The organism is Sphingomonas jaspsi DSM 18422, from assembly GCF_000585415.1.
Classification (GTDB): domain Bacteria; phylum Pseudomonadota; class Alphaproteobacteria; order Sphingomonadales; family Sphingomonadaceae; genus Sphingomicrobium; species Sphingomicrobium jaspsi.
This window is the reverse complement of sequence record NZ_KK073876.1, coordinates 2,247,396-2,266,485: the sequence shown is the minus strand read 5'-3', so window position 1 is coordinate 2,266,485 and position 19,090 is coordinate 2,247,396. Positions and strand designations below refer to the sequence as shown.

At 65.8% G+C, this 19,090-nt stretch carries 16 protein-coding genes and 1 tRNA gene; 7 read left to right on the top strand and 10 right to left on the bottom strand.

Annotation, left to right across the window (positions count from 1 at the left end; genetic code table 11):
- Window positions 1-88: 88 nt before the first annotated feature.
- Window positions 89-601 carry a response regulator gene (locus G570_RS11495; protein ID WP_084607687.1) on the top strand — a complete coding sequence of 171 codons (513 nt, stop codon included), beginning with the start codon at window positions 89-91 and terminating at the stop codon, window positions 599-601.
- Here the strand turns inward: G570_RS11495 and G570_RS11490 are convergent, their stop codons facing one another.
- The 6 genes from G570_RS11490 to G570_RS11465 all read right to left on the bottom strand — a co-directional run bounded on the left by G570_RS11490 (window position 602) and on the right by G570_RS11465 (window position 6,279).
- Window positions 602-1,339, bottom strand: a complete 738-nt coding sequence (locus G570_RS11490) for a glutathione S-transferase family protein (protein WP_037502465.1) — start codon at window positions 1,337-1,339, stop codon at window positions 602-604.
- Window positions 1,336-2,493, bottom strand: coding sequence for an ABC transporter permease (locus G570_RS11485; protein WP_051504382.1), 1,158 nt, complete (start codon window positions 2,491-2,493; stop codon window positions 1,336-1,338). The genes G570_RS11490 and G570_RS11485 overlap by 4 nt, the downstream gene beginning before the upstream one ends.
- Complete coding sequence (locus tag G570_RS11480) at window positions 2,490-3,608, bottom strand: ABC transporter permease (RefSeq protein ID WP_037502463.1); 1,119 nt, start codon at window positions 3,606-3,608, stop codon at window positions 2,490-2,492. Before G570_RS11480 ends, G570_RS11485 begins: the two co-directional genes overlap by 4 nt.
- A complete protein-coding gene (locus G570_RS11475) occupies window positions 3,605-4,606 on the bottom strand; it encodes an HlyD family secretion protein (RefSeq protein ID WP_037502459.1) in 1,002 nt (333 codons plus the stop codon). Before G570_RS11475 ends, G570_RS11480 begins: the two co-directional genes overlap by 4 nt.
- Window positions 4,603-6,078: a TolC family protein gene (locus G570_RS11470; protein WP_037502457.1), complete on the bottom strand. Its 1,476-nt coding sequence runs from the start codon at window positions 6,076-6,078 to the stop codon at window positions 4,603-4,605. The genes G570_RS11475 and G570_RS11470 overlap by 4 nt, the downstream gene beginning before the upstream one ends.
- Window positions 6,079-6,205: 127 nt before the next feature.
- A tRNA-Gln gene (locus G570_RS11465) sits at window positions 6,206-6,279 on the bottom strand.
- A gap of 172 nt (window positions 6,280-6,451) precedes the next feature.
- On the opposite strand from G570_RS11465, the gene G570_RS11460 reads away from it, so the two are divergent.
- Window positions 6,452-7,498, top strand: a complete 1,047-nt coding sequence (locus G570_RS11460; RefSeq protein WP_037502454.1) for a Ppx/GppA phosphatase family protein — start codon at window positions 6,452-6,454, stop codon at window positions 7,496-7,498.
- Window positions 7,495-8,166: an RlmE family RNA methyltransferase gene (locus tag G570_RS11455; RefSeq protein ID WP_037502452.1), complete on the top strand. Its 672-nt coding sequence runs from the start codon at window positions 7,495-7,497 to the stop codon at window positions 8,164-8,166. Before G570_RS11460 ends, G570_RS11455 begins: the two co-directional genes overlap by 4 nt.
- A gap of 21 nt (window positions 8,167-8,187) precedes the next feature.
- Here G570_RS11455 and G570_RS11450 read toward each other — a convergent pair whose 3' ends face one another.
- The 3 genes from G570_RS11450 to G570_RS11440 all read right to left on the bottom strand — a co-directional run bounded on the left by G570_RS11450 (window position 8,188) and on the right by G570_RS11440 (window position 12,924).
- On the bottom strand, window positions 8,188-8,904 hold the full coding sequence (locus G570_RS11450; protein WP_037502449.1) for a DsbA family protein: 717 nt from the start codon (window positions 8,902-8,904) through the stop codon (window positions 8,188-8,190).
- The gene (locus G570_RS11445) at window positions 8,882-10,261 is read right to left on the bottom strand and encodes a M48 family metalloprotease (RefSeq protein ID WP_156930437.1); all 1,380 of its coding nucleotides are present in this window, start codon (window positions 10,259-10,261) and stop codon (window positions 8,882-8,884) included. Before G570_RS11445 ends, G570_RS11450 begins: the two co-directional genes overlap by 23 nt.
- Window positions 10,262-10,338: 77 nt before the next feature.
- Window positions 10,339-12,924, bottom strand: coding sequence for an Rne/Rng family ribonuclease (locus G570_RS11440; protein WP_037502446.1), 2,586 nt, complete (start codon window positions 12,922-12,924; stop codon window positions 10,339-10,341).
- Window positions 12,925-13,294: 370 nt separating this feature from the next.
- Between G570_RS11440 and G570_RS11435 the strand changes: the two genes are divergently transcribed.
- The 4 genes from G570_RS11435 to G570_RS11420 are packed head-to-tail and all read left to right on the top strand — an operon-like array spanning window position 13,295 to window position 18,669.
- The gene (locus tag G570_RS11435) at window positions 13,295-14,182 is read left to right on the top strand and encodes an N-acetylmuramoyl-L-alanine amidase family protein (protein ID WP_051504380.1); all 888 of its coding nucleotides are present in this window, start codon (window positions 13,295-13,297) and stop codon (window positions 14,180-14,182) included.
- Between the two features lie 46 nt (window positions 14,183-14,228).
- Complete coding sequence (locus G570_RS11430; RefSeq protein ID WP_425423563.1) at window positions 14,229-16,802, top strand: penicillin-binding protein 1A; 2,574 nt, start codon at window positions 14,229-14,231, stop codon at window positions 16,800-16,802.
- A gap of 48 nt (window positions 16,803-16,850) precedes the next feature.
- On the top strand, window positions 16,851-17,978 hold the full coding sequence (gene prfB, locus G570_RS11425; RefSeq protein WP_037502443.1) for a peptide chain release factor 2: 1,128 nt from the start codon (window positions 16,851-16,853) through the stop codon (window positions 17,976-17,978).
- Window positions 17,968-18,669, top strand: coding sequence for a class I SAM-dependent methyltransferase (locus G570_RS11420; protein ID WP_037502440.1), 702 nt, complete (start codon window positions 17,968-17,970; stop codon window positions 18,667-18,669). The genes prfB and G570_RS11420 overlap by 11 nt, the downstream gene beginning before the upstream one ends.
- On the opposite strand, the gene G570_RS11415 is transcribed toward G570_RS11420, so the two are convergent.
- Window positions 18,666-19,073, bottom strand: coding sequence for a JAB domain-containing protein (locus tag G570_RS11415; RefSeq protein WP_051504378.1), 408 nt, complete (start codon window positions 19,071-19,073; stop codon window positions 18,666-18,668). The two genes, G570_RS11420 and G570_RS11415, sit on opposite strands and share 4 nt — an antisense overlap.
- Between the last annotated feature and the right edge of the window lie 17 nt (window positions 19,074-19,090).

Sequence of the window (19,090 nt, the reverse complement as noted above, 5' to 3'; positions counted from 1 at the left end):
AAGGGGGATTCGCGCCGACTTCTTTTGGGCGCAGCATCCCTTTGCGAATGTTGGATTATCCGCATGAGGTGAGGGGAGGCCTTTTGTCGTGTTGAAGATCCTGATCGTCGAAGACGACAGCCAACTGGCGACGACTCTGAAATATCTGGTCGAAGACAATCCGCGCTACCGCGTCGTCGCGACGGTCGAAGACCTGGAAGGCGCGGTCGAGGCGGCCGAAACCAACAAGCCCGATCTCGCGCTGGTTGACCTCAAGCTGTCGCGCGGTACGACCGGCTTTTCGGTGGCGGTCCGCCTCGGCGATTTCGACATCCCCTGCTTCTTCGTCACGGGCCGCGCGCCGGACTTCCCGATGCCCGACCTCGCGCTCGGCTGCCTGATGAAGCCGTTCACCGCCGACGATATCCACCGCAGCCTGGCGGCCGCGGAAGACATCATGCGCGGCCGCGAGGCGCTCCGCCCGAAGATGCCGCTCAACCTCACGCTCTACGACCAGCCCGACCATATGCCGGGCGACGACGAGCCGGGTTTCATTCCCTCAAAGAGGTCGTTGAAGACGCGGTTCGAACATTGGATCGCGGGTACCCAGTCGGTCCAGTGATCAAAGCCTCATGACGCCCTTCGCGGGTGTGCGCTGGGCCATCGTGTTCGCGGTCAGTCGGACGCCCGCATCGATCAAGGCCTGCCGCCGACCCGAAATCGTGGTCGACAGCTGGATTTTTTCGTAGCCGCCGAGCTTCTCCATCACCGGATGGGCCAGCGCACTTTCGACGAAAGCGTGCACCGTCGGCCAGCGCGCGGCATCGACCGTGAAGCCCGCATAGGCCGCGTTGCGGAAGAAACTGGCGACCGCGATGTCGGCGAGGCCGTAATCGCCGCAGATCCACCCGGCTGACGGCAATTCGCGCTCGAGATAGTCGAGCTCACGGGGAATTTCGACGGCGAGGCTATGGTCGATCCGCGCCTGGTCGCACGGTTCACCCCACACCATCGGATGGACGAAGCGAGGGTAGAACAGGCCCCAGATGAAGACGTCGCCGAGGCGCGTGTCGGCATATTCCTCGAACCACCGGGCGCGTGCCCGCGCTGCGATATCGGCGGGGAGAGTCGCGGGGTTCGGCTGGACGTCCTCCAGATAGGCGCAGATCACCGAGCTGTCGGAAAGAACGAGGTCGCCGTCGATCAGGACGGGGATGCGGCGAAGCGGGCTCAGGCGTTCGAATTCGTCGTTGCCGAAAAAGGGCGTGATGGGATCGACCTCATAGTCGATGCCCTTCAATTCCATCACCGCCAGCACCTTGCGGACATAGGGGCTGACGAAACTGCCGATGACCTTCATGGCGCGCTTTCGATCGTTGGTGCCGCCCCCTGATGCGCCCCGGAACGCGGCGAGGCAAGCGGCATGCGCGACAGCCGCCACCCTGCGGCTACGCCGTAGGCGAGGGCTAGCGCTGCGAGGCCCATCAGCGGTTTGGCGACTTCGGCCAGGCTGGCACCCATCTGGTTGAGGCCGACGAACAGTGGCACGCCGTGCGTGGCGGGTGACAGCGTGGCGACGACCTGGACCCATGCCGGCATCATCTGGGTCGGCCAGGCGGTTCCGGTCAGGAAGAACAGCACGACCGACGTCGGCACCAGCAGTTCCATCGCCCGGTCCCCTTCATCGAGGAAACTGCCGATCAGCAGCCCCAGCGCGGCGACCGCGACCGAAAAAACGGGCACCGCCACGAACAGCGCCGGAACGTTTCCGCCGCGCGGCATATCCTCGATCCAGAACACCAGACCGAAGTAGAAGAGGCTGGCGAAACAGCCGATCAGCGCCAATGCGGCCAGCGTGCCCGAATAGCAGCTCCAGCGCTGCTGCAATCTGCCGTCCGCACGCCGGCGACCCGCGAGCATCGCCGCGCCGAACAACAGCGTCTGCTGCAGGATGATCACCGACACGGCCGGGAAGATATAGTCGGCATAGCCGGTGGTAGGATTGAACAGCGGCCGCACCTCGATTTTCGGCAGGTTGCGATCGGCGAGCGATTTGAGCGCCGGGCCAAGCTGGTCGTCGGCGACATTTTCGACCGCCTTCTGGACCGCCACCGCGATGCCGCGTGCGCGCAGCAGGTAGGAGCCGTTGACGGTGACCGCCACGCCCCCGGTTCCGCTGCCTGTGAGCAGTCGGCGCGTCAGCCCATCGTCGATATGGACGATGCCTTCCGCGCGGCGATCGCGCACCGCCTGTTCGGCGGCGGCCGTGTCGGCAAGCCGGGCCACCACCGCGACCTCGCGGCTGTCGTCGAGCGCCCGGACGAGCGTTCGGGTGGCTGCGCTGTCTTCATCGTCGACCACCACCACGGGAATGTCGACCACGCCTTGGTGACGGTAGGGCGCGGGATAGTAGAAGCCGTAAAAAAGCACGGCGACGACCATCGTCGATAACAGCGAGCGGGTCGTGAAGACCTCGGTCATCGCATCGCGAAATCCGGTCAGGAAGCCGTTCATGAGACCCGCTCCCGGCGCATCAGCAGGGCGCTCAACGCTAGCGGAATGACGATGTAAACCGACAGGATCAGCAATTGGCGGATCGCCACTTGGACGGGCGCGCCGAGCCATTGGTCCATCTGCAGGTCGAGATAATGGGTGAAGGGCAGGAACCCGCTCCACCCGCGCGCGAACAGCGAGCCGCCTTGGACGGGCAGGCTGCCGCCCGAATAGGCAAGGGCTGACCCCGCATAGACCGCGCAGACCGCGAGGGCATTGCTGGTTTCGCGGCTAGCGATGACCAGCAGGGCGGAAATCGCCGCCGTCGCGGCCATCAATACGGCCTGCCCGAACAGGATGAGGGCAAGGCTGCCGACCGGTTGCCAGCCGCGAATGCCGGCGATCCAGATCAGCCACGCAGCGCCCCATGCCGTGCCGATCGCGACATAAGGTGCCATTTTCCCGGCCAGCGCACCGACCCCGCCGCCGGTCTGCGCGCGCCATTCGCTCAGCGACTTGCCGGTCAGGGCCCGGCCCATCGCCATCGCAGTCGCACAGGCGATCAGCAAATGCAGCACGGCCGGGTCGACGAGCGCCTGCAGGTACCATTCGAAGCTGGCTTCGGGATTGGCCAGGATCGAGATCGAGACCGGAGCGTCGGGCAGGCGAAGCGCGGTCACGCCGCCGACCCCGCCAGCGTCGGCGATGGCCTGGACGGCGGCCGATCCCAGCGCTTTGGAAATGGCGGATTCGGCAATCCCGCCGGTCGACAGATAGGCCGCATTGTAGCTGATCCGGACCGTCGCCGACTTATTGGGTCGAATGTCGTCAGGCAGTTCGACGAAAGCGACGATCCGCCCCTGCCGCACGAGGGACAACCCCGCGGCCTCGCTTGGCGACCGGGCGACGACGGCGACCGCGGAGGAATCGTTGATGGCTTGGACGAAGCGTCGGGCGAGGGGCGTTTCGCCGCCGCCGACGATCGCGATGGGAAGGTCGCGCGGAACCCCGCTGAGCAGCATCGCCGCCATCAGGCCGAGCAGGATCAGCGGCATCAAAACCAGCAGTGCCTGGTCCCACCGGTCGCGAGCGAGATGGTCGATCTCGGCCGACAGGGCCCGGCCAAATGCGCTCATCGGATGCGGTCGAACAGGACGCTCATGCCGGGCCGCAGCCCCTTGACGGGTCGCGCCGGCTCCAGCTTCAGTTCGAAGCTGCGCTCGTCGAAGCCGCTCGATTGGCGGGTTGCCTTGCGGGTCGCATATTCGCCCTGCGCGGCGATGCTCTTCACCATGAACGGCACGCCATCAAGGCCGAGCGCCGGGATGCTGCCATTGATGGTGCTGCCCTGGCGCAGCGCCGTCATGTCGCTTTCGCCGACCGACAAGCGGACCCACGGACGGTCGACGTCGACGATCTGGAACAGGGGGATGGCGGGCGCGACGACTTCGCCCGGCTCGATCAGCGCCTTGGCGATTTCGCCCGCGACCGGCGCACGTATCTCGCGGTCGGCCTGCATTGCGGCGCTCAGCTTGGTGCCGCCACCGGCAAATTCCACCTGTGCAGCCGCCGCACGCCGGGTCTCGTCGCGCGCGCCGGCGGCAGCTTTTTGATATTGCAGCCGCGCGGCCGTCGCCTGCGCCGCGGTGCTTGCCGCCAGCGCTCGTGCCTCGTCGCGCCGCTGCGCGGCGATCACGCCTTCCGCATAGAGATTGTCCGCGCGCCGGGCCGACACCGCAGCCAACCGCGCCTGCGCATCGGCGGACTTCGAGATTGCGCTGAGCGAGGCAATGTCTTCCGGCCGTACGCCGCTGTTGGCAGCCTGTTCGATCGCCCGCGCCGTTTCCAGCGTGGCATTGGTCTGTTGCTGCAGCGCGTCGACCGCCGGGGCGGTCAGGGTCAGCAGCAGCTGGCCCGCGGCGACGCGATCGCCTTCCTTGACCGTAGGTTGGCCTGCGGTGCCCGCAATACGGCTGGCAACGTTGACTTCGCGCGCCTCGACCTCACCCTGCAGCCGCGGGGTCGACGGGCGGCTGGAAAGCCACAATCCGACCGCCAGCAAGGCAGCCACCGCGGCGACCACCACCCACAACCAGCGCCGTTGGCCCGTAGCCGCCGCAACCTCTTCGCTCATCCCCCGATCCTCCGGTCCGCGGTTGCCACCGCTGCGTCATAGTCCTGCATCCGCCCGCTGGCCGCCATCAACGCTGCCAGTGCGACGTCATATTCGTACGCGGCGGCGAGGCGCTGGGTTTCCACCGCGGTCAAGGCAGCGCGCGCGTCGATCACTGAAGCGGCGGTGCCTTCGCCTTCGCGGAATGCAATTTCCGCCACGCGCAGATTTTCCTGCGCGGCCGCGGTCGAGCTTTCGAGCGACAGGAAACTGCGCCGCGCGGTTTCGGCCAGGGCCCAGGCGTCGCTGACTTCGGTCGCCACCAGCTTTTTCGCGACCTCGGTGCCGTCGCGGGCGGCGTTTTCACGCTCTTTCGCGGCCGCCAGCGCCTTGCGCCGGTCGACCGACGACAACAGCGTCCAGCGCACGCCAATGCCCGCGATCCAGTCCGGTTCGGTCGGCGCGGCGGATTTTCGGTCGAGCGAATATTCGCCGAAGGCATAGGCCTGCGGCAACAGCCTGGAACGGGTGAGTCCGACTCCCGCCTTGGCGACCTTGGCGGTCGCTTCCGCTTCCTTGACGCGCGGGCTGCCGCCCGTCGCGCTGGCAACGTAGTCGGCGACGGGAAGCAGGGGCTTGCTGTGGACGAACATCGGCGTCGCGGCTTCGACCGGGGCATCCATTTCAAGGATGCGTTGCAGCGCGTCGTCGGCCCGCTGCCGGTCGATCCGCGCGCGCTCAAGGTTGCGGGCGGCGGCATCGCGCGCGACCTGGACTTCCAGCACGCGGGCCTTGGGCAGCACGCCGTTGCGATAGAAAGCGTCGGCGTTGAACAGATGGCGGTCCATCGCCGCCAGGCTGGATTCGGCGGTGCGTTCCAGCCCCTCGGCCAGCGTTTGTCCGAAATAGGCGCGGGCCAGATTTACGCGGGCCAGATTGACGTCAGCATCGGCCTTGGCGCGCGCCGCCACAGCGGCAGCACCGGCACCTTTCTGCAGCGCCGGGATCGCGCCGCCGGTGTATAGCGGCATGAAGGCCGTGATCGTCGGGCGGAACAGCGTTTCGCGCGCCTGATATTTCAGCGTGTCGGGGATCGGCAGCAGCAGGCCCGGCAGCGCCTGCTCGATCCGGTCGGTGACCTGCTGGACGATGCCCTGCAAATCTGCCGGAAACTGGCCCGGCAGGCCGCCGAGATAGGCGTCGAGATTGCCCTGCGTCTGGTCTTTCAAGGAGCTGACGTCGACCGACAGCGTCTTTTGATAGCGGACCAGTTGCGCCGACAGGTCGATGTTCGGGCGGCGCAGTGTGGCCAGCGATTGGGCGGTGAGGTCTGCCGCCGCGGCCTGGTGCTCGGCCGCGCGCGCCTCGGCCGACGATTTGGTGAAACGCAGGTCGGCGGCGGACCAGCTGATCGCCACAGGCTGTTCGGCAAGGGCGGGCGTAGACCAGCCCATCGCACCCGCCATCAGCAGAATTATCGGCCGCTTGCCCATGCCACCCCACCAGCTTTCGGAAAAAGTACCGATCCGCGCGACGCGACAGGCGAACCCGTCCGGCTTAACGGCACCGGACGCGACTTGCCAACTCGCTTCGTCGGCAAAGGTTCAAAATCTGGGAAATTGGATGCCCGACGTGGATTCGAACCACGATTGACGGAGTCAGAGTCCGTAGTCTTACCATTAGACGATCGGGCACCGATCGGACGGGTGGGCCATTAGAAAGCCCTGCGTGCCCTGTCAACGCCGCCGGTCGCTTTATGCTCCCATCGGTCAAGGTTGCGCCGTCGGGTCCATTCAGGCTAAGTTCGACCCAAGTCAGCCGCTCGCTATGGCGCGGACGGTGAAGGATAGAATGGAATTTGGGGATATGGCGCAGGATGTCGCCAATGTCCCGGGCCAGAAGTCGTCAGGGCCCGCGGACCGGGGTAAGGCCCCCATCGGCCGGAATGGCCCTCGCGACGTTTACGGCGCGCTCGATCTTGGCACCAACAATTGCCGCCTGCTCATCGCTCGCCCGTCCGACGGGGGGTTCACGGTCATCGATGCCTTTTCCCGTATCGTCCGGTTGGGCGAGGGCCTGTCGACCAGCGGCAAGCTCAGCGAAGGGTCGATGGACCGGGCGGTTGAGGCGCTCGGCATCTGCGCGGACAAGTTGCGCCGTCGGCACGTCACGTTGGCCCGGTCGGTTGCGACCGAAGCCTGCCGCCGCGCGGTGAATGGCCGCAAATTTGCCGAACGTGTCCGCCGCGAGACGGGCATCGCCTTGGAAATCATCTCGCCGCAGGAAGAAGCGCGGCTGGCGGTTCTCGGCTGCCACAAGCTGCTGGAGCCGGGCGACGGACCGGCGCTGATCTTCGACATCGGCGGGGGATCGACCGAACTGGTGCTGATCGAGCAGGGCGAGGTCGCGCCGCGCATCCGCGCCTGGTGGTCGGCGCCCTGGGGCGTGGTGTCGCTGACCGAAAGCGAAGGCAAGGACGCGATCGAGGGCAAGGACCGGGTCGCGGCCTACCACCGGATGCGCGAACGAGTCTTCCGCAGCTTCGCCCGGTTCGTCGAAATGCTGCCGCCCGAGCGCGACAACATCCGGCTGCTTGGCACCAGCGGGACGGTGACGACCCTGGCGAGCGTTCACCTAGCGCTGCCGACCTACGACCGCAGGCTGGTCGACGGCCTGCATGTCCCGGTCCACGACATGCGCTCGATCGCGACGATGATTGCGGAGATGGACTATGGCGAACGGACGCGCCTGCCGTGCATCGGGGCGGATCGCGCCGACATGGTGGTGGCGGGCTGCGCGATCCTGGAAGCGATCCTCGACATCTGGCCCGCCGAAACGCTGGGCATCGCCGACCGCGGCATCCGCGAAGGCATTTTACGCTCGCTGATGGCGCGCGACGGGTACCAGCTGTGAGCGGCGGGAGCGGCCCGCGCCAGCGCGTGCGCACCGCCAAGGGGCGCAAGGTCAGCTCAACCCGCTGGCTCGAACGGCAGCTCAACGATCCTTATGTGAAGAAGGCAAAGGCCGAAGGCTATCGCAGCCGCGCGGCCTACAAGCTGATCGAACTCGACGAGAAATACGGCTTCCTCAAGGGCGTGAAGGGGGTCGTCGATCTCGGCATCGCGCCGGGCGGGTGGAGCCAGGTGGTACGCCGCAAGTCACCGTCGGCGAAGATCGCGGGAATCGACCTGTTGCCAACCGACCCGATCGACGGCGTCGAAATCCTGCAGATGGACTTCATGGACGACGATGCGCCCGACCGGTTGCGCGCGGCGCTCGGCCTCGATCATGCCGATCTCGTCATGTCGGATATGGCGGCGAACACGGTCGGCCACCAGCAGACCGATCACCTGCGGACGATGGCGCTGGTCGAGGCAGGCATGCTGTTCGCAACCGAAGTGCTGCGCCCGGGTGGATCCTATGTCGCCAAGGTACTGGCGGGGGGCGCGGACAACAATCTCGTTGCCGAGCTCAAACGCCACTTCACGACCGTCAAGCACGCCAAGCCGCCCGCCAGCCGCAAGGATTCAAGCGAATGGTATGTGATCGCGCAGGGCTTCAAGGGCCGCAGCGAAGGTTAGGTCGCCCAAGCCGCGCGCTGATCAGCTGCGCTTGCGCGCTTCCTCGACCGCTTTCTTGAGCCCGTCGTAACCGATCGCGGCGTTATGGACCTGGTTGCCGATGACGAACAGCGGCGTGCCGGTCGCGCCGAGCTGCTGGGCCATGGCGTAGTTGCCGCGGATTTCTGCATCGACGCCGGGATCGGCGGTCGGCATGGGCGCGACACCGGCAGCCTTGGCGGCGGCGGCGATATTTTCGGGGGTCAGCTGGCCGGCGGCGTACAGCGCATCATGATATTGGGCGAAGCGACCGGCCTTCGACGCTTCCAGCGATACGCGCGCGGCATATTCACTGGCCTGGCTGAGGATCGGCCATTCGCGGTAGACGACGCGCAGGTCGCTGTTTTCCTTCAGCAGCCGTTCGATATCCGGGTTGCTCTGCCGGCAGTAACCGCAGGCATAATCGTAGAAATAGGTCATCACGACCTTGGGCTGCGCACTGCCCTTCCAGCTCGAAAAATAGGGCTTTTCGAGCGACGCGCGGATGGGCGCCAGCGATTGGGCGAACTGCTGCGATCGCAGCGCCTCGCCGCCTTCCATCAGCAGTTCGGGATGGTCGGTCAGCGCGCTGCGGACGATACGTTCGCCAACCAGCTTCGGTGCGGCCACCAGAACGAGTGCGCCGCCCAGGACCGCCCCGACGATGCCCGACAGCAGGGCGGGGGCGAACGACGGCTTAGTGGTTGTCGTCTCGGTCACGGTGCTTCTTGTCCTTTTTAACGGCTTCTTCCGACACCATGGCGATATCTTGCGCGCGGATAAAGTCCGGCGATCCGGCTGGTAACCCGGCCATTGCCATGCGCGCGCTGGTGAGGGCGATCTTGTCATTGCCTTCCAGGTTGCTGCGCTCGGCGGTGGCCAGCGCCGCGCGGGCCGCGTCGCCTTCGCGGTCGTAGACGATGCCAAGCTGCAGCCAGGCGAACGGATTGTCGTTGTCGCGGTTGACGGCGGCCTTCAAAACCTTCTTGGCCTCGGCGAAATTGGATCGATCCTCGGTCGCGATCAGGGCATGGCCCAGCATCACCGCGATCATCGGCTGGTCGGGCGCATGGGCCACCGCCTTGCGCAGCGGCGCAATCGCCTCTGCCGGATGCCCGCCTTCGAGCAGGATCTGGCCCTTCAGCTCAAGGAAGAAGGGATCGTCGGGCGCGACCTTCAGCAAGGCATCCGCCTCGGCATTGGCTTTGTCGGGATAGGCACCGAGGTGGTAGGCATAGGCGCGCGCATAATGGGCCGGCACGGTCTGGTCGGTTTGAGGGTAGCGCAGCACGGCCTGGTCGGGCGTGACATAGCCGACCAGCTTGGCCTTCACCCGCTGGAAACGCGTGTCCAGCGCCGCGTCGATCGGCTTGTTCCAGGCCGGGTCCTTCTTGTAGATTTCGGTCAGCGTCGAAATACGCTCCGACGACAAAGGGTGGGTGCGGTCGTAGCTGTCCTTGGCATAGACGGCGAGGCGGAATTCCTGGTTCTGCAGCTTCTTGAAAAATTCCAGGCTGCCGCGACCGGTGATCCCGGCTTTCGAAAGATAGGATGCGCCGGCAAGGTCGGCGCTTGATTCCTGCGCCCGGCTGAAGGCGAGGAGGCTGCCGAGCGCGGCCTGCTGGCCGGCCTGCATGATGCCGACCCCGGCATCGCCCGCCCCGGCCGCCATCGCCGCCGCGCCGAGCACCAGGCTGAGGATGGAAATCGCCGTGGCGCGGCCGGTGCCTTCGTAGATGCGGATCGAATGGCCGCCGGCGACGTGGCCCAGTTCGTGTGCGATCACCGCCTGCAACTGATTGACGTTGTCGGCGGCGGCGACGAGGCCGCTGTGGATGTAGACCGTCTGGCCCTGCGACACGAAGGCGTTGATGCTGGGATCGTTGAGCAGGACGACCCGGACGCTGTTGGGATCGAGGCCCGCGGCTTCGATCAGCGGCTTGCTGACGTCGCGAAACAGCAGTTCGGTTTCGCTATCGCGCAACAGCGACTGGGCCATCGCTGGCCTTGCCATGGCCACGAACAGCAGAAGGAAGGCCGCAGCAAGGCGCGCGCCACGCATCAATTGGCGGGTCATGCCCCGCTGTCCCACCAAATGGCTGAACGACAGATGAAAGGCGGCGTGTCCGTCGCTGGCCACGCCGCCATCATCGCTTAACCGAAGGTCCGCTGCCACCAACCCCGACGCGGCTCACCGCCGTCTGCTTCGGCGGTCTCGTCGGACGCGGACGTAGCCGTCGCAAGATCGGCACCCGGCGATTCGTCCGCGGGGGCGGAAACAGCCGTTTCAGTCTTCTTGGCGCGTGACCGGGTCTTGGCCTTCGGCTTTTCAGCCGCCGGCGTCTCGGTTTCCGGGGCCGCAGCCTCGACAACGGGTTCTTCGGTCGCCGCTGCCTTCTTCGCGCGGGTCCGGCGCTTCGGCTTTTCCTCTGCATCCGCAGCAGGTGCCGGCACTTCTTCGACCGGTGCCGCCGCAGCAGGCTCGGTGCCCTCCTCGGCGGTCTTGCGGGCGCGGGGGCGGCGGCGGGCCTTGGGCTTTTCCTCCTCGGCAGGGGCGGCTTCGACCGGTGCTTCCTCCACAACCGGCCCAGCCGGGATCTCGGCGTCTACCGCGTCGGTCGCCTGCTCGGCGCGGTCCTCGCCACGACGCCGGTTGCGACCACCGCGACGACCGCGACGGGAACGTGATTTTTCACCGTCCTCGCGGGATTCGTCAGCCTCGCCAGTCTCCGTAGCAGTATCACTGCCTTCGTCGGAATCGGCGGCATCAGTCGCGTCACGCTGATCGGTGCCTTCCTCATCGCGACGGTTGCGACCGCGACCGCCGCGCCGACGCCGACGCCGACGCCTCGATCCGCGGTCATCGTCGCCCTCGGCACGGTCGCCGCGCGGGGCGCGCTGCTCGCGCTGGTCTTCCTGCTCTTCGTCTTCGTCTTCGATTTCGTCGTCGACGTCGGCGATGTCATCATCTTCCTCGATCGGAGCGATAGCCGGACGAATCTTGGGAACCGGACGGCCGCCGCTGCTGTCGACGCTCATCTTGGCGCCTTCGAACGCCTCGTCGATCAGGATTTCGACCGACACGCCGTACATTTCCTCGATCTCCGCGAGTTCGCCGCGCTTTTTGTTGAGGACGTAGATGGCAGCTTCGCGGCCGGCGCGCAGCGTGATGCGATCGCCGCGACCGCGCGCAGCTTCCTGTTCGATGATGCGCAGCGCGCTGAGGCCCGACGAGGATGCGGTGCGCATCAGGCCGGTGCCTTCGCAATGGGGGCAGGCCTTGGTCGACGCTTCGAGCACGCCGGTTCGCAGGCGCTGGCGGCTCATTTCCATCAGGCCAAAGCTGGAGATGCGGCCGACCTGGATGCGGGCGCGGTCGTTCTTCAGCGCCTCCTTCATCGCTTTTTCGACCTTCCGAACATGGCTGTTCTGTTCCATGTCGATGAAGTCGATGACGACGAGGCCTGCCATGTCGCGCAGACGCAGCTGGCGGGCGATTTCATGCGCCGCTTCGATGTTGGTCGCGAAGGCGGTCTGCTCGATATTATGCTCGCGGGTCGAACGACCCGAGTTGATGTCGATGCTGACCAACGCCTCGGTCGGGTTGATGACGAGGTAGCCGCCGCTCTTCAACTGGACGACCGGCTGGTACATGGCCGACAACTGGTCCTCGACCCCGAACCGCTGGAACAGCGGGGTGGCGTCGGCATAATGGGTCACGCGCTTCACATGGCTGGGCATCAGCAGCTTCATAAAGCCGCGCGCGGCCTTGTAGCCGTCCTCGCCTTCCACGATCACTTCGTCGATATCGCGGTTATAGAGGTCGCGGATGGCGCGCTTCACCAGGTCGCTGTCGCGATAGACTAGGGCCGGGGCGGCGCTCGCCAGCGTCTTTTCGCGGATTTCGTCCCACAGGCGGGCAAGATAGTCGAAATCGCGCTTGATCTCGGTCTTGGTGCGCTGGAGGCCCGCGGTGCGGACGATCAGGCCCATCGTCGACGGCAGGTTAAGATCGCCGATGATCGACTTCAGCCGCTTACGGTCGGCACCGTTGGAAATCTTGCGGCTGATCCCGCCGCCGTGCGACGTGTTGGGCATCAGTACGCAGTAACGCCCGGCCAGCGACAGGTAGGTGGTCAGCGCGGCGCCCTTGTTGCCGCGCTCTTCCTTGACGACCTGGACCAGCAGCACCTGGCGGCGCTGGATGACGTCCTGGATCTTGTAGCGGCGACGCAGCGCCTGACGCTTCTTGCGAAGCTCTTCGGCGGCGCTTTCGTCGACCGGCGAGCGCGACGAGCCGGTGCCGACCTCGGTCGCACCACCATTGCCGTTTTCGCCGTCCTCGTCGTCGCCTTCGGGTTCTTCGGGGCGATCGTCGGTGCCGTCGTCGTCGTGATGCGGGTCGAGGACCGCGTCCTCGGCCTCGGCGCGAAGCCGTTCTTCCTCGGCCGCATGTTCGGCCTCTTCGCGAAGCAGCGCCTCACGATCGGCCTTGGGGATCTGGTAATAATCCGGGTGGATTTCGCTGAAGGCGAGGAAGCCGTGACGATTGCCGCCATATTCGACGAACGCCGCCTGAAGCGACGGTTCGACACGGGTTACCTTGGCGAGATAGATATTGCCTTTGAGCTGTTTGTGCTCCGAGGATTCGAAATCAAATTCCTCGATCCGTGTTCCCTTGGCGACGGCGACCCGGGTTTCCTCCGGGTGGCGCGCGTCGATCAGCATGCGCATGGACATTGAAAATTCTCCGGGCGCGCAGGCCCTTCGTGGGGCGGGTGCGCGCGACATAGATGGCCGCCGCTTGTCGGGCGGTGGCGGATTGTGCGGAAATTGCGTCTGCTGCTCGAGCCGTCGCGATCATCGTCGCGAGGGACACGCGATCACGCTCGATAATGAGCGTCGATCGGGCGTCTTGTGACATCATGCAGCATCAACCTGTTGGACCGCCTTTCCTTGCTAATGGATGGCGGCGTCGTGACCGACCGATGACCGGACGGACAGGTCCGGTTAGCACCGCCATGAACGGCCCGCAACCGCTTTGGCGGCCACCACCGGCGCATTTCGATCGGCATGGCGGATGGCGCGAAGGCTCGCTAGGCTGGCTCCGATGGAACGAAGGACGCGCGTCGCAGTCATGGTGTTGCTGGCTACCACGCTGGTCGTGGCGGGCCTTGCGCTGGCGCTTTGGCCGCGTTCGAGCTCGACCGGCCGGCAGGACCGGGTTCTGGTCGGCGAAGCGCGCACCGGTGGACTGGCCATCGATGTCGAGGCCCCGGTAGCCAATGTCCGCATACGGGAAGCCAAAATGCCCGGTCGTCCGATCGTCGTCATCGACGCCGGCCATGGCGGCAAGGATCCTGGCGCGGCCGGCCAGTCCGGGTCGGTCGTAGAGAAGCAATTGACGCTGGCCATGGCGCGGGAAGTGGCGGACCTGCTGGAGCAACGCGGCCGCCTGCGGGTGGCGATGACCCGCGAGGACGATCGCTATCTCACCCTCGAACAGCGGGCGGAAATTGCGCGGCGACTCCAGGCTGGCCTCTTCGTGTCCATCCACATGGACAGCGCCCCCAATCCCGCCGCCAAGGGCGTAACCGTCTATTCCCTGTCCGACATCGCTTCGAGCACCGAGGCGGCGCGCTTCGCGAAAAGCGAAAATGGCGTCGACGGTGCGTTGACGAGCGAAGGCAATGACGTCGTGCGATCCTTGCTGTCGGACCTTGCCTTGCGCGAACAGATGGAGGCGTCGGCCGGCCTGGCGGAGCGGGTCGTGCGGCAAGCCAAGGGGCCGGTCGACCTTCGCCCGCGACCGCACCAGTTTGCGGGCTTCTGGGTGTTGAGACGCAGTGAGGTTCCGGGCGTGCTGGTCGAAGCGGGCTATATCAGCAATGCTGCGGACGAGGCGCGACTGCGCACTGCGGAAGGTCGAAAGCCGCTCGTCCTTGCCCTTGCACAGGCTATCGAAGCCGACCTCGCCGCCCGCGCCAATCGGCGATGAGCCGCTTTCCCTGTCGCGCCGAAGCGTCTAGACGCAGGGTCGAACCATGAATGTGTCCGCAGTCCAGATTCCCGACTTCGTCGCGCTGAACGAGCGCATCCGCCAGCGCTACGGCCATTGGTTCGAGCGTAAGTGGGTGCGGGTAATGATCTATGTTGCCGCGGCGGGCCTTGCCCTGTTCGCGGTCGTGTGGACCGCATTTTCGTGGGGACTGCCTAGCAACGACAAGCTGCTGTCCTACCAGTTGCCCCTGCCGACCAACGTTCGCGGTTATGACGGCAATCCGGTGCAGACCTTCGCCCGCGAACGGCGCGTCGAGCTGGCCTATGACGAATATCCGCCGCTGGTCGTCCAGGCGTTCGTGTCGGCCGAGGACAAGACGTTTTTCAGCCATGGCGGCATCGACTATCCGGGCCTTGTCGGCGCGGTTTTCGACTATTCGCGAAAATCGGTGACGGGTGGCCGCGCGCGCGGCGGTTCGACCATCACCCAGCAGGTCGCCAAGGGCCTGCTGCAGGATGACAGCTACGCCATCAGCCGCAAGATTCGCGAGGCGATTCTCGCGTTCCGGCTCGAAGAGGCATTGAGCAAGGAGCAGATTCTCGAGCTCTACCTCAACAGCATATTCCTCGGACGCAATGCTTATGGCGTCCAGGCGGCCAGCCGCGCCTATTTCGACAAGGACGTCGACGAACTGACCCTGCCGGAAGCGGCCTATCTTGCGGTGCTGCCAAAGGCGCCGAGCAATTACGATCCGTTGCGCGCGACGGCCAAGGCATTGGCACGGCGCAACTATGTGCTGCGGGAAATGGCCAACAACGGCTACATCACCGCGGCACAACGCGATCAGGCGACCGCTGCGCCGCTTGGCACCATTCGCTATGGCGCCAGCACCAAGTTCCGCGACCAGGGCGGCTATTTCATGGAAGAGGTCCGCCGCGACCTGATGAAGCGCTTCGGCGAAAATCCCGACGCGGGTCCCAACAGCGTCTATGGCGGCGGCTTGTGGGTCCGCTCGTCGATGAACCCCGTGATGCAGGATGCCGCGGCAGAGGCGCTGCGTGAAGGCCTCGCCCAGTTCGACGGCGGACGCGGCTGGCGCGACACCGGCCTCACGATCCCGGTCGACGGCGACTGGGCCAACCGTCTGCGCATCGCAGCGTTGGGCACTGGCTTCAAGGACTGGAAGAAGGCTGTCGTCCTGTCCAAGGCGGGAAATGAAGCCCAAATCGGTTTCCCCGACGGCAAGACGGGCGTGCTGCCGGCTTCGGCGGCCGTCCAGCCCAAGCGGGGGGTCGGCGGCGCGGCCTTCGGCTTCCTGAAGCCCGGCATGATCATCATCGTCAAGCAGTTGGGCACCAACAGCTATGCGCTGCGCTCAATTCCGGAAATCGGCGGAGGATTCGTCGCGGAAGAAGTGAATACCGGCCGCGTGCTGGCGATGCAGGGCGGTTTCGACGTCATCGGTTCGTCCTACAACCGCACGACCCAGGCGCTGCGCCAGCCGGGCTCTGCCTTCAAGCCGGTCGTTTATGTCACGGCGCTGGAAAACGGCCTGACACCGGCGACGATCCTGGTCGACGAGCCTTTCTGCGTCTGGCAGGGCGCGTCGCTGGGCAACAAATGCTTCAAGAACTTCGACGGCAAATATAGCGGTCCCAAGACGATGCGCTGGGGTGTCGAACAGTCCCGCAACCTGATGACCATCCGCGCCGCCAGCCAGACCGGCATGGACAAGGTCGTCGCGACCGCCAAGGAGCTGGGGGTCGGCGATTATCCCAATTATCTGTCGATCGCGCTTGGCGCCGGTGAAACCACCGTCCAGCGGCTGACCAACGCCTATGCCATCCTGGCCAACCACGGCCGCTCCGTGGCGCCGACGCTGATCGATTTCGTCCAGGACCGTGCGGGCAAGGTCATCTATCGCACCGACAATCGCTGCCAGGTGATGCGCGCCGACAATGGCGGTGCGTGCAACGCGGCCGACTGGGACGGCAAGGCCATGCCGCGTCCGCCGTCGCGCTCCAAGCAGCTGCTCGACCCGCAGGCGGCCTACCAGATGGTCCACATCATGGAAGGCGTCATCGAACGCGGCACCGCGGTTGTGCTTCGCGATCTTGACCGCCCGCTGTTCGGGAAGACCGGCACCACCAGCGGCCCGACCAACGTCTGGTTCGTTGGCGGGACCCCCGAAGTCGTCGCTGGCGTATACATGGGCTATGACCAGCCGCGATCGATGGGCGGCTATGCGCAGGGCGGGCGTATTGCTGCGCCGATCTTCAAGCAGTTCGCGCAGGTCGCCTTCAAGGACATGCCCAAAATCCCGTTCGTCGCGCCGCCCGGCATCCGCATGGTGCGCATCGACCGCGTGACCGGAAAACGGGTGTTCGGCAGCTTCCCGACCACGGTCGATCCCAAGTCGTCGGTGATCTGGGAGGCGTTCCAGCCGGAAACCGAGCCGCGGCGCAGCTTCCGCCAGGGCGTGGAGGAGGAGTTGGACGCGGCCGCCAAGACCGCTACCGTCGCGACGGCCAAGCCGAAGCGCGCACCGTCCGCGCCGAAGCCGCAGCAACCGGCCGACAGCGGGGAATTCTTGCAAAAGCAGGGCGGGATTTACTAGGCGGGGTCGCGAAGCACCTGCCTGAACCATCTTTCGAAAGTCATCGTCATGCGCGCCGAAGCGCAAGCACATATCGACCAGATCAACGCGGCGACCCAACTGCTCCGCCGGTTCCTCGATTGGGACAAGGCGCATCGGCGGCTGGCTGAGCTGAACGCCAAGGTGGAAGACCCGACGCTGTGGGACGATCCCAAGGGCGCGCAGGAAGTGATGCGCGAGCGCCGTCGGCTGGAAGAAGCGATCGGCGCGACGCAGAAGATCGAGACCGAGCTGAAGGACACCGTCGAGCTCATCGAAATGGCCGAGATGGAGGGCGATGAGGGCCTGGTCGACGACGGCGTCGCCAGTCTGGCCGAGCTCGCCGATCGGGCCGAGCGCGACAAGGTCGCGGCGCTTCTGGCGGGCGAGGCCGACGCCAACAACAGTTATGTCGAAATTAACGCCGGCGCAGGCGGCACCGAGTCAAACGACTGGGCCGGCATGTTGATGCGCATGTACAGTCGCTGGGGCGAACGCCATGGGATGAAGGTCGAAATGATCGACCATCATGCCGGCGAACAAGCGGGCATCAAGTCCGCGACGCTGCTGATCAAGGGCGAGAATGCCTATGGCAATCTGAAGGTCGAAGGCGGCGTCCACCGGCTCGTCCGCATCTCGCCCTACGACAGTTCAGCGCGGCGGCACACCAGCTTTGCGTCGGTCTGGGTCTATCCCGAAGTCGACGACGACATCGACATCGAAATCGTCGAAAGCGACCTGCGCATCGACACCTACCGCGCGTCGGGTGCCGGTGGGCAGCACATCAACACCACCGACAGCGCGGTGCGCATCACCCACTTGCCGACCAACATCGTCGTCCAGTCGCAAAGCCAGCGTTCACAGCACAAGAACAAGGCCGAGGCGATGAAGCAGCTGAAGGCGCGTCTCTACGAGGCCGAATTGCAGCGCCGCGAAGCCGAAGCCAATGCCACGGCGGCCACCAAGACGGACATCGGCTGGGGCCACCAGATCCGCAGCTACGTCCTGCAGCCCTACCAGCTGGTCAAGGACCTGCGCACCGGGGTCACGTCGACCGCGCCGGGCGACGTACTCGACGGCGATCTCGACCGCTTCATGGCCGCGGCCCTGTCGCAGCGCGTGACGGGCGAGAAGGTGGACGTCGAGGATGTCGACTAGGGCGATCGCGGCCTTGTCGCTGCTCGCGCTCGCGTCGTGTGACGCGGCGGCGCCGGACAGCGGTTTTCCCGATGCGAAGCGCGACGTCGCGCCGATCGTGTCCGATCGCTTTTCAACCGAAGACGCCCGCGACCGGGCCGGCGAGGCCGAAGAGGTCATGCGCCTGGCCGGGATCCAACCGGGCATGTCGGTCGCCGACATCGGCGCCGGCGAAGGCTATTACACGGTTCGCCTGTCGCCTCTGGTAGGCGCCAAGGGGCGCGTGCTGGCGCAGGATATCGTGCCGGAAACCCGGGACCGCCTGGCGCAACGGGTCCAGCGTGAAGGACTCGACAATGTCACGGTGCGGCTGGGGCGACCGGCGGATCCCTTGCTGCCGCCGAACAGCTTCGACCGCATCTTCATGGTCCACATGTATCATGAGGTGACCCAGCCTTATGAATTCCTTTGGCACCTGCGCGATGGGTTGAAACCGCACGGGCTGGTGATCGTGGTCGACGCCGACCGCCCGGTACGTCGCCATGGAATGCCGCCGGCAGAGCTCCGCTGCGAACTGGCCGCGCTCGGACTTGAGGAAGTCAGCTTCCAGCCGATGGAAGGCCTTGAGGCCTATTTCAGCGCCTTCCGCATCGCCAAGCCGAAGCCGTCGGCGAAGGACATCAAGCCCTGCCGCGACGGAAAAACGGCCTAGAGCAGGCCCATCTGCCGCATGCTGCGGCAATCGCCGTTGCGACCGAAGATCAGGTGATCGAGGATCGAGAGGTCCATCGCTTCGCCGGCGACCGCCAGTCGCCGGGTTACGGCGCAGTCGGCCTGGCTGGGGGTCGTGTCGCCGCTGGGGTGGTTGTGGGCCAGCACCAAGGCGGCGCTCCCCAGCTCGATCGCTTCGCCCAATATCTGCCGTAACGGGACGTCGACCTGGTCGGCGTCGCCGTCCAGTTCGGTAAGGCCGATGCAGCGCGCTTCATGGTCGACATGCGCGACCACCAACCGCTCCCGCGCACTCCCGACGCCCTCGAAACAGGACGAAAAGAACGCCGTCGCCGAAGCGAAGCCGTCGAGGAGCGCGGGGGGTTCGACACGCTGAAACTGCATTCGGGAACGTTATTCCC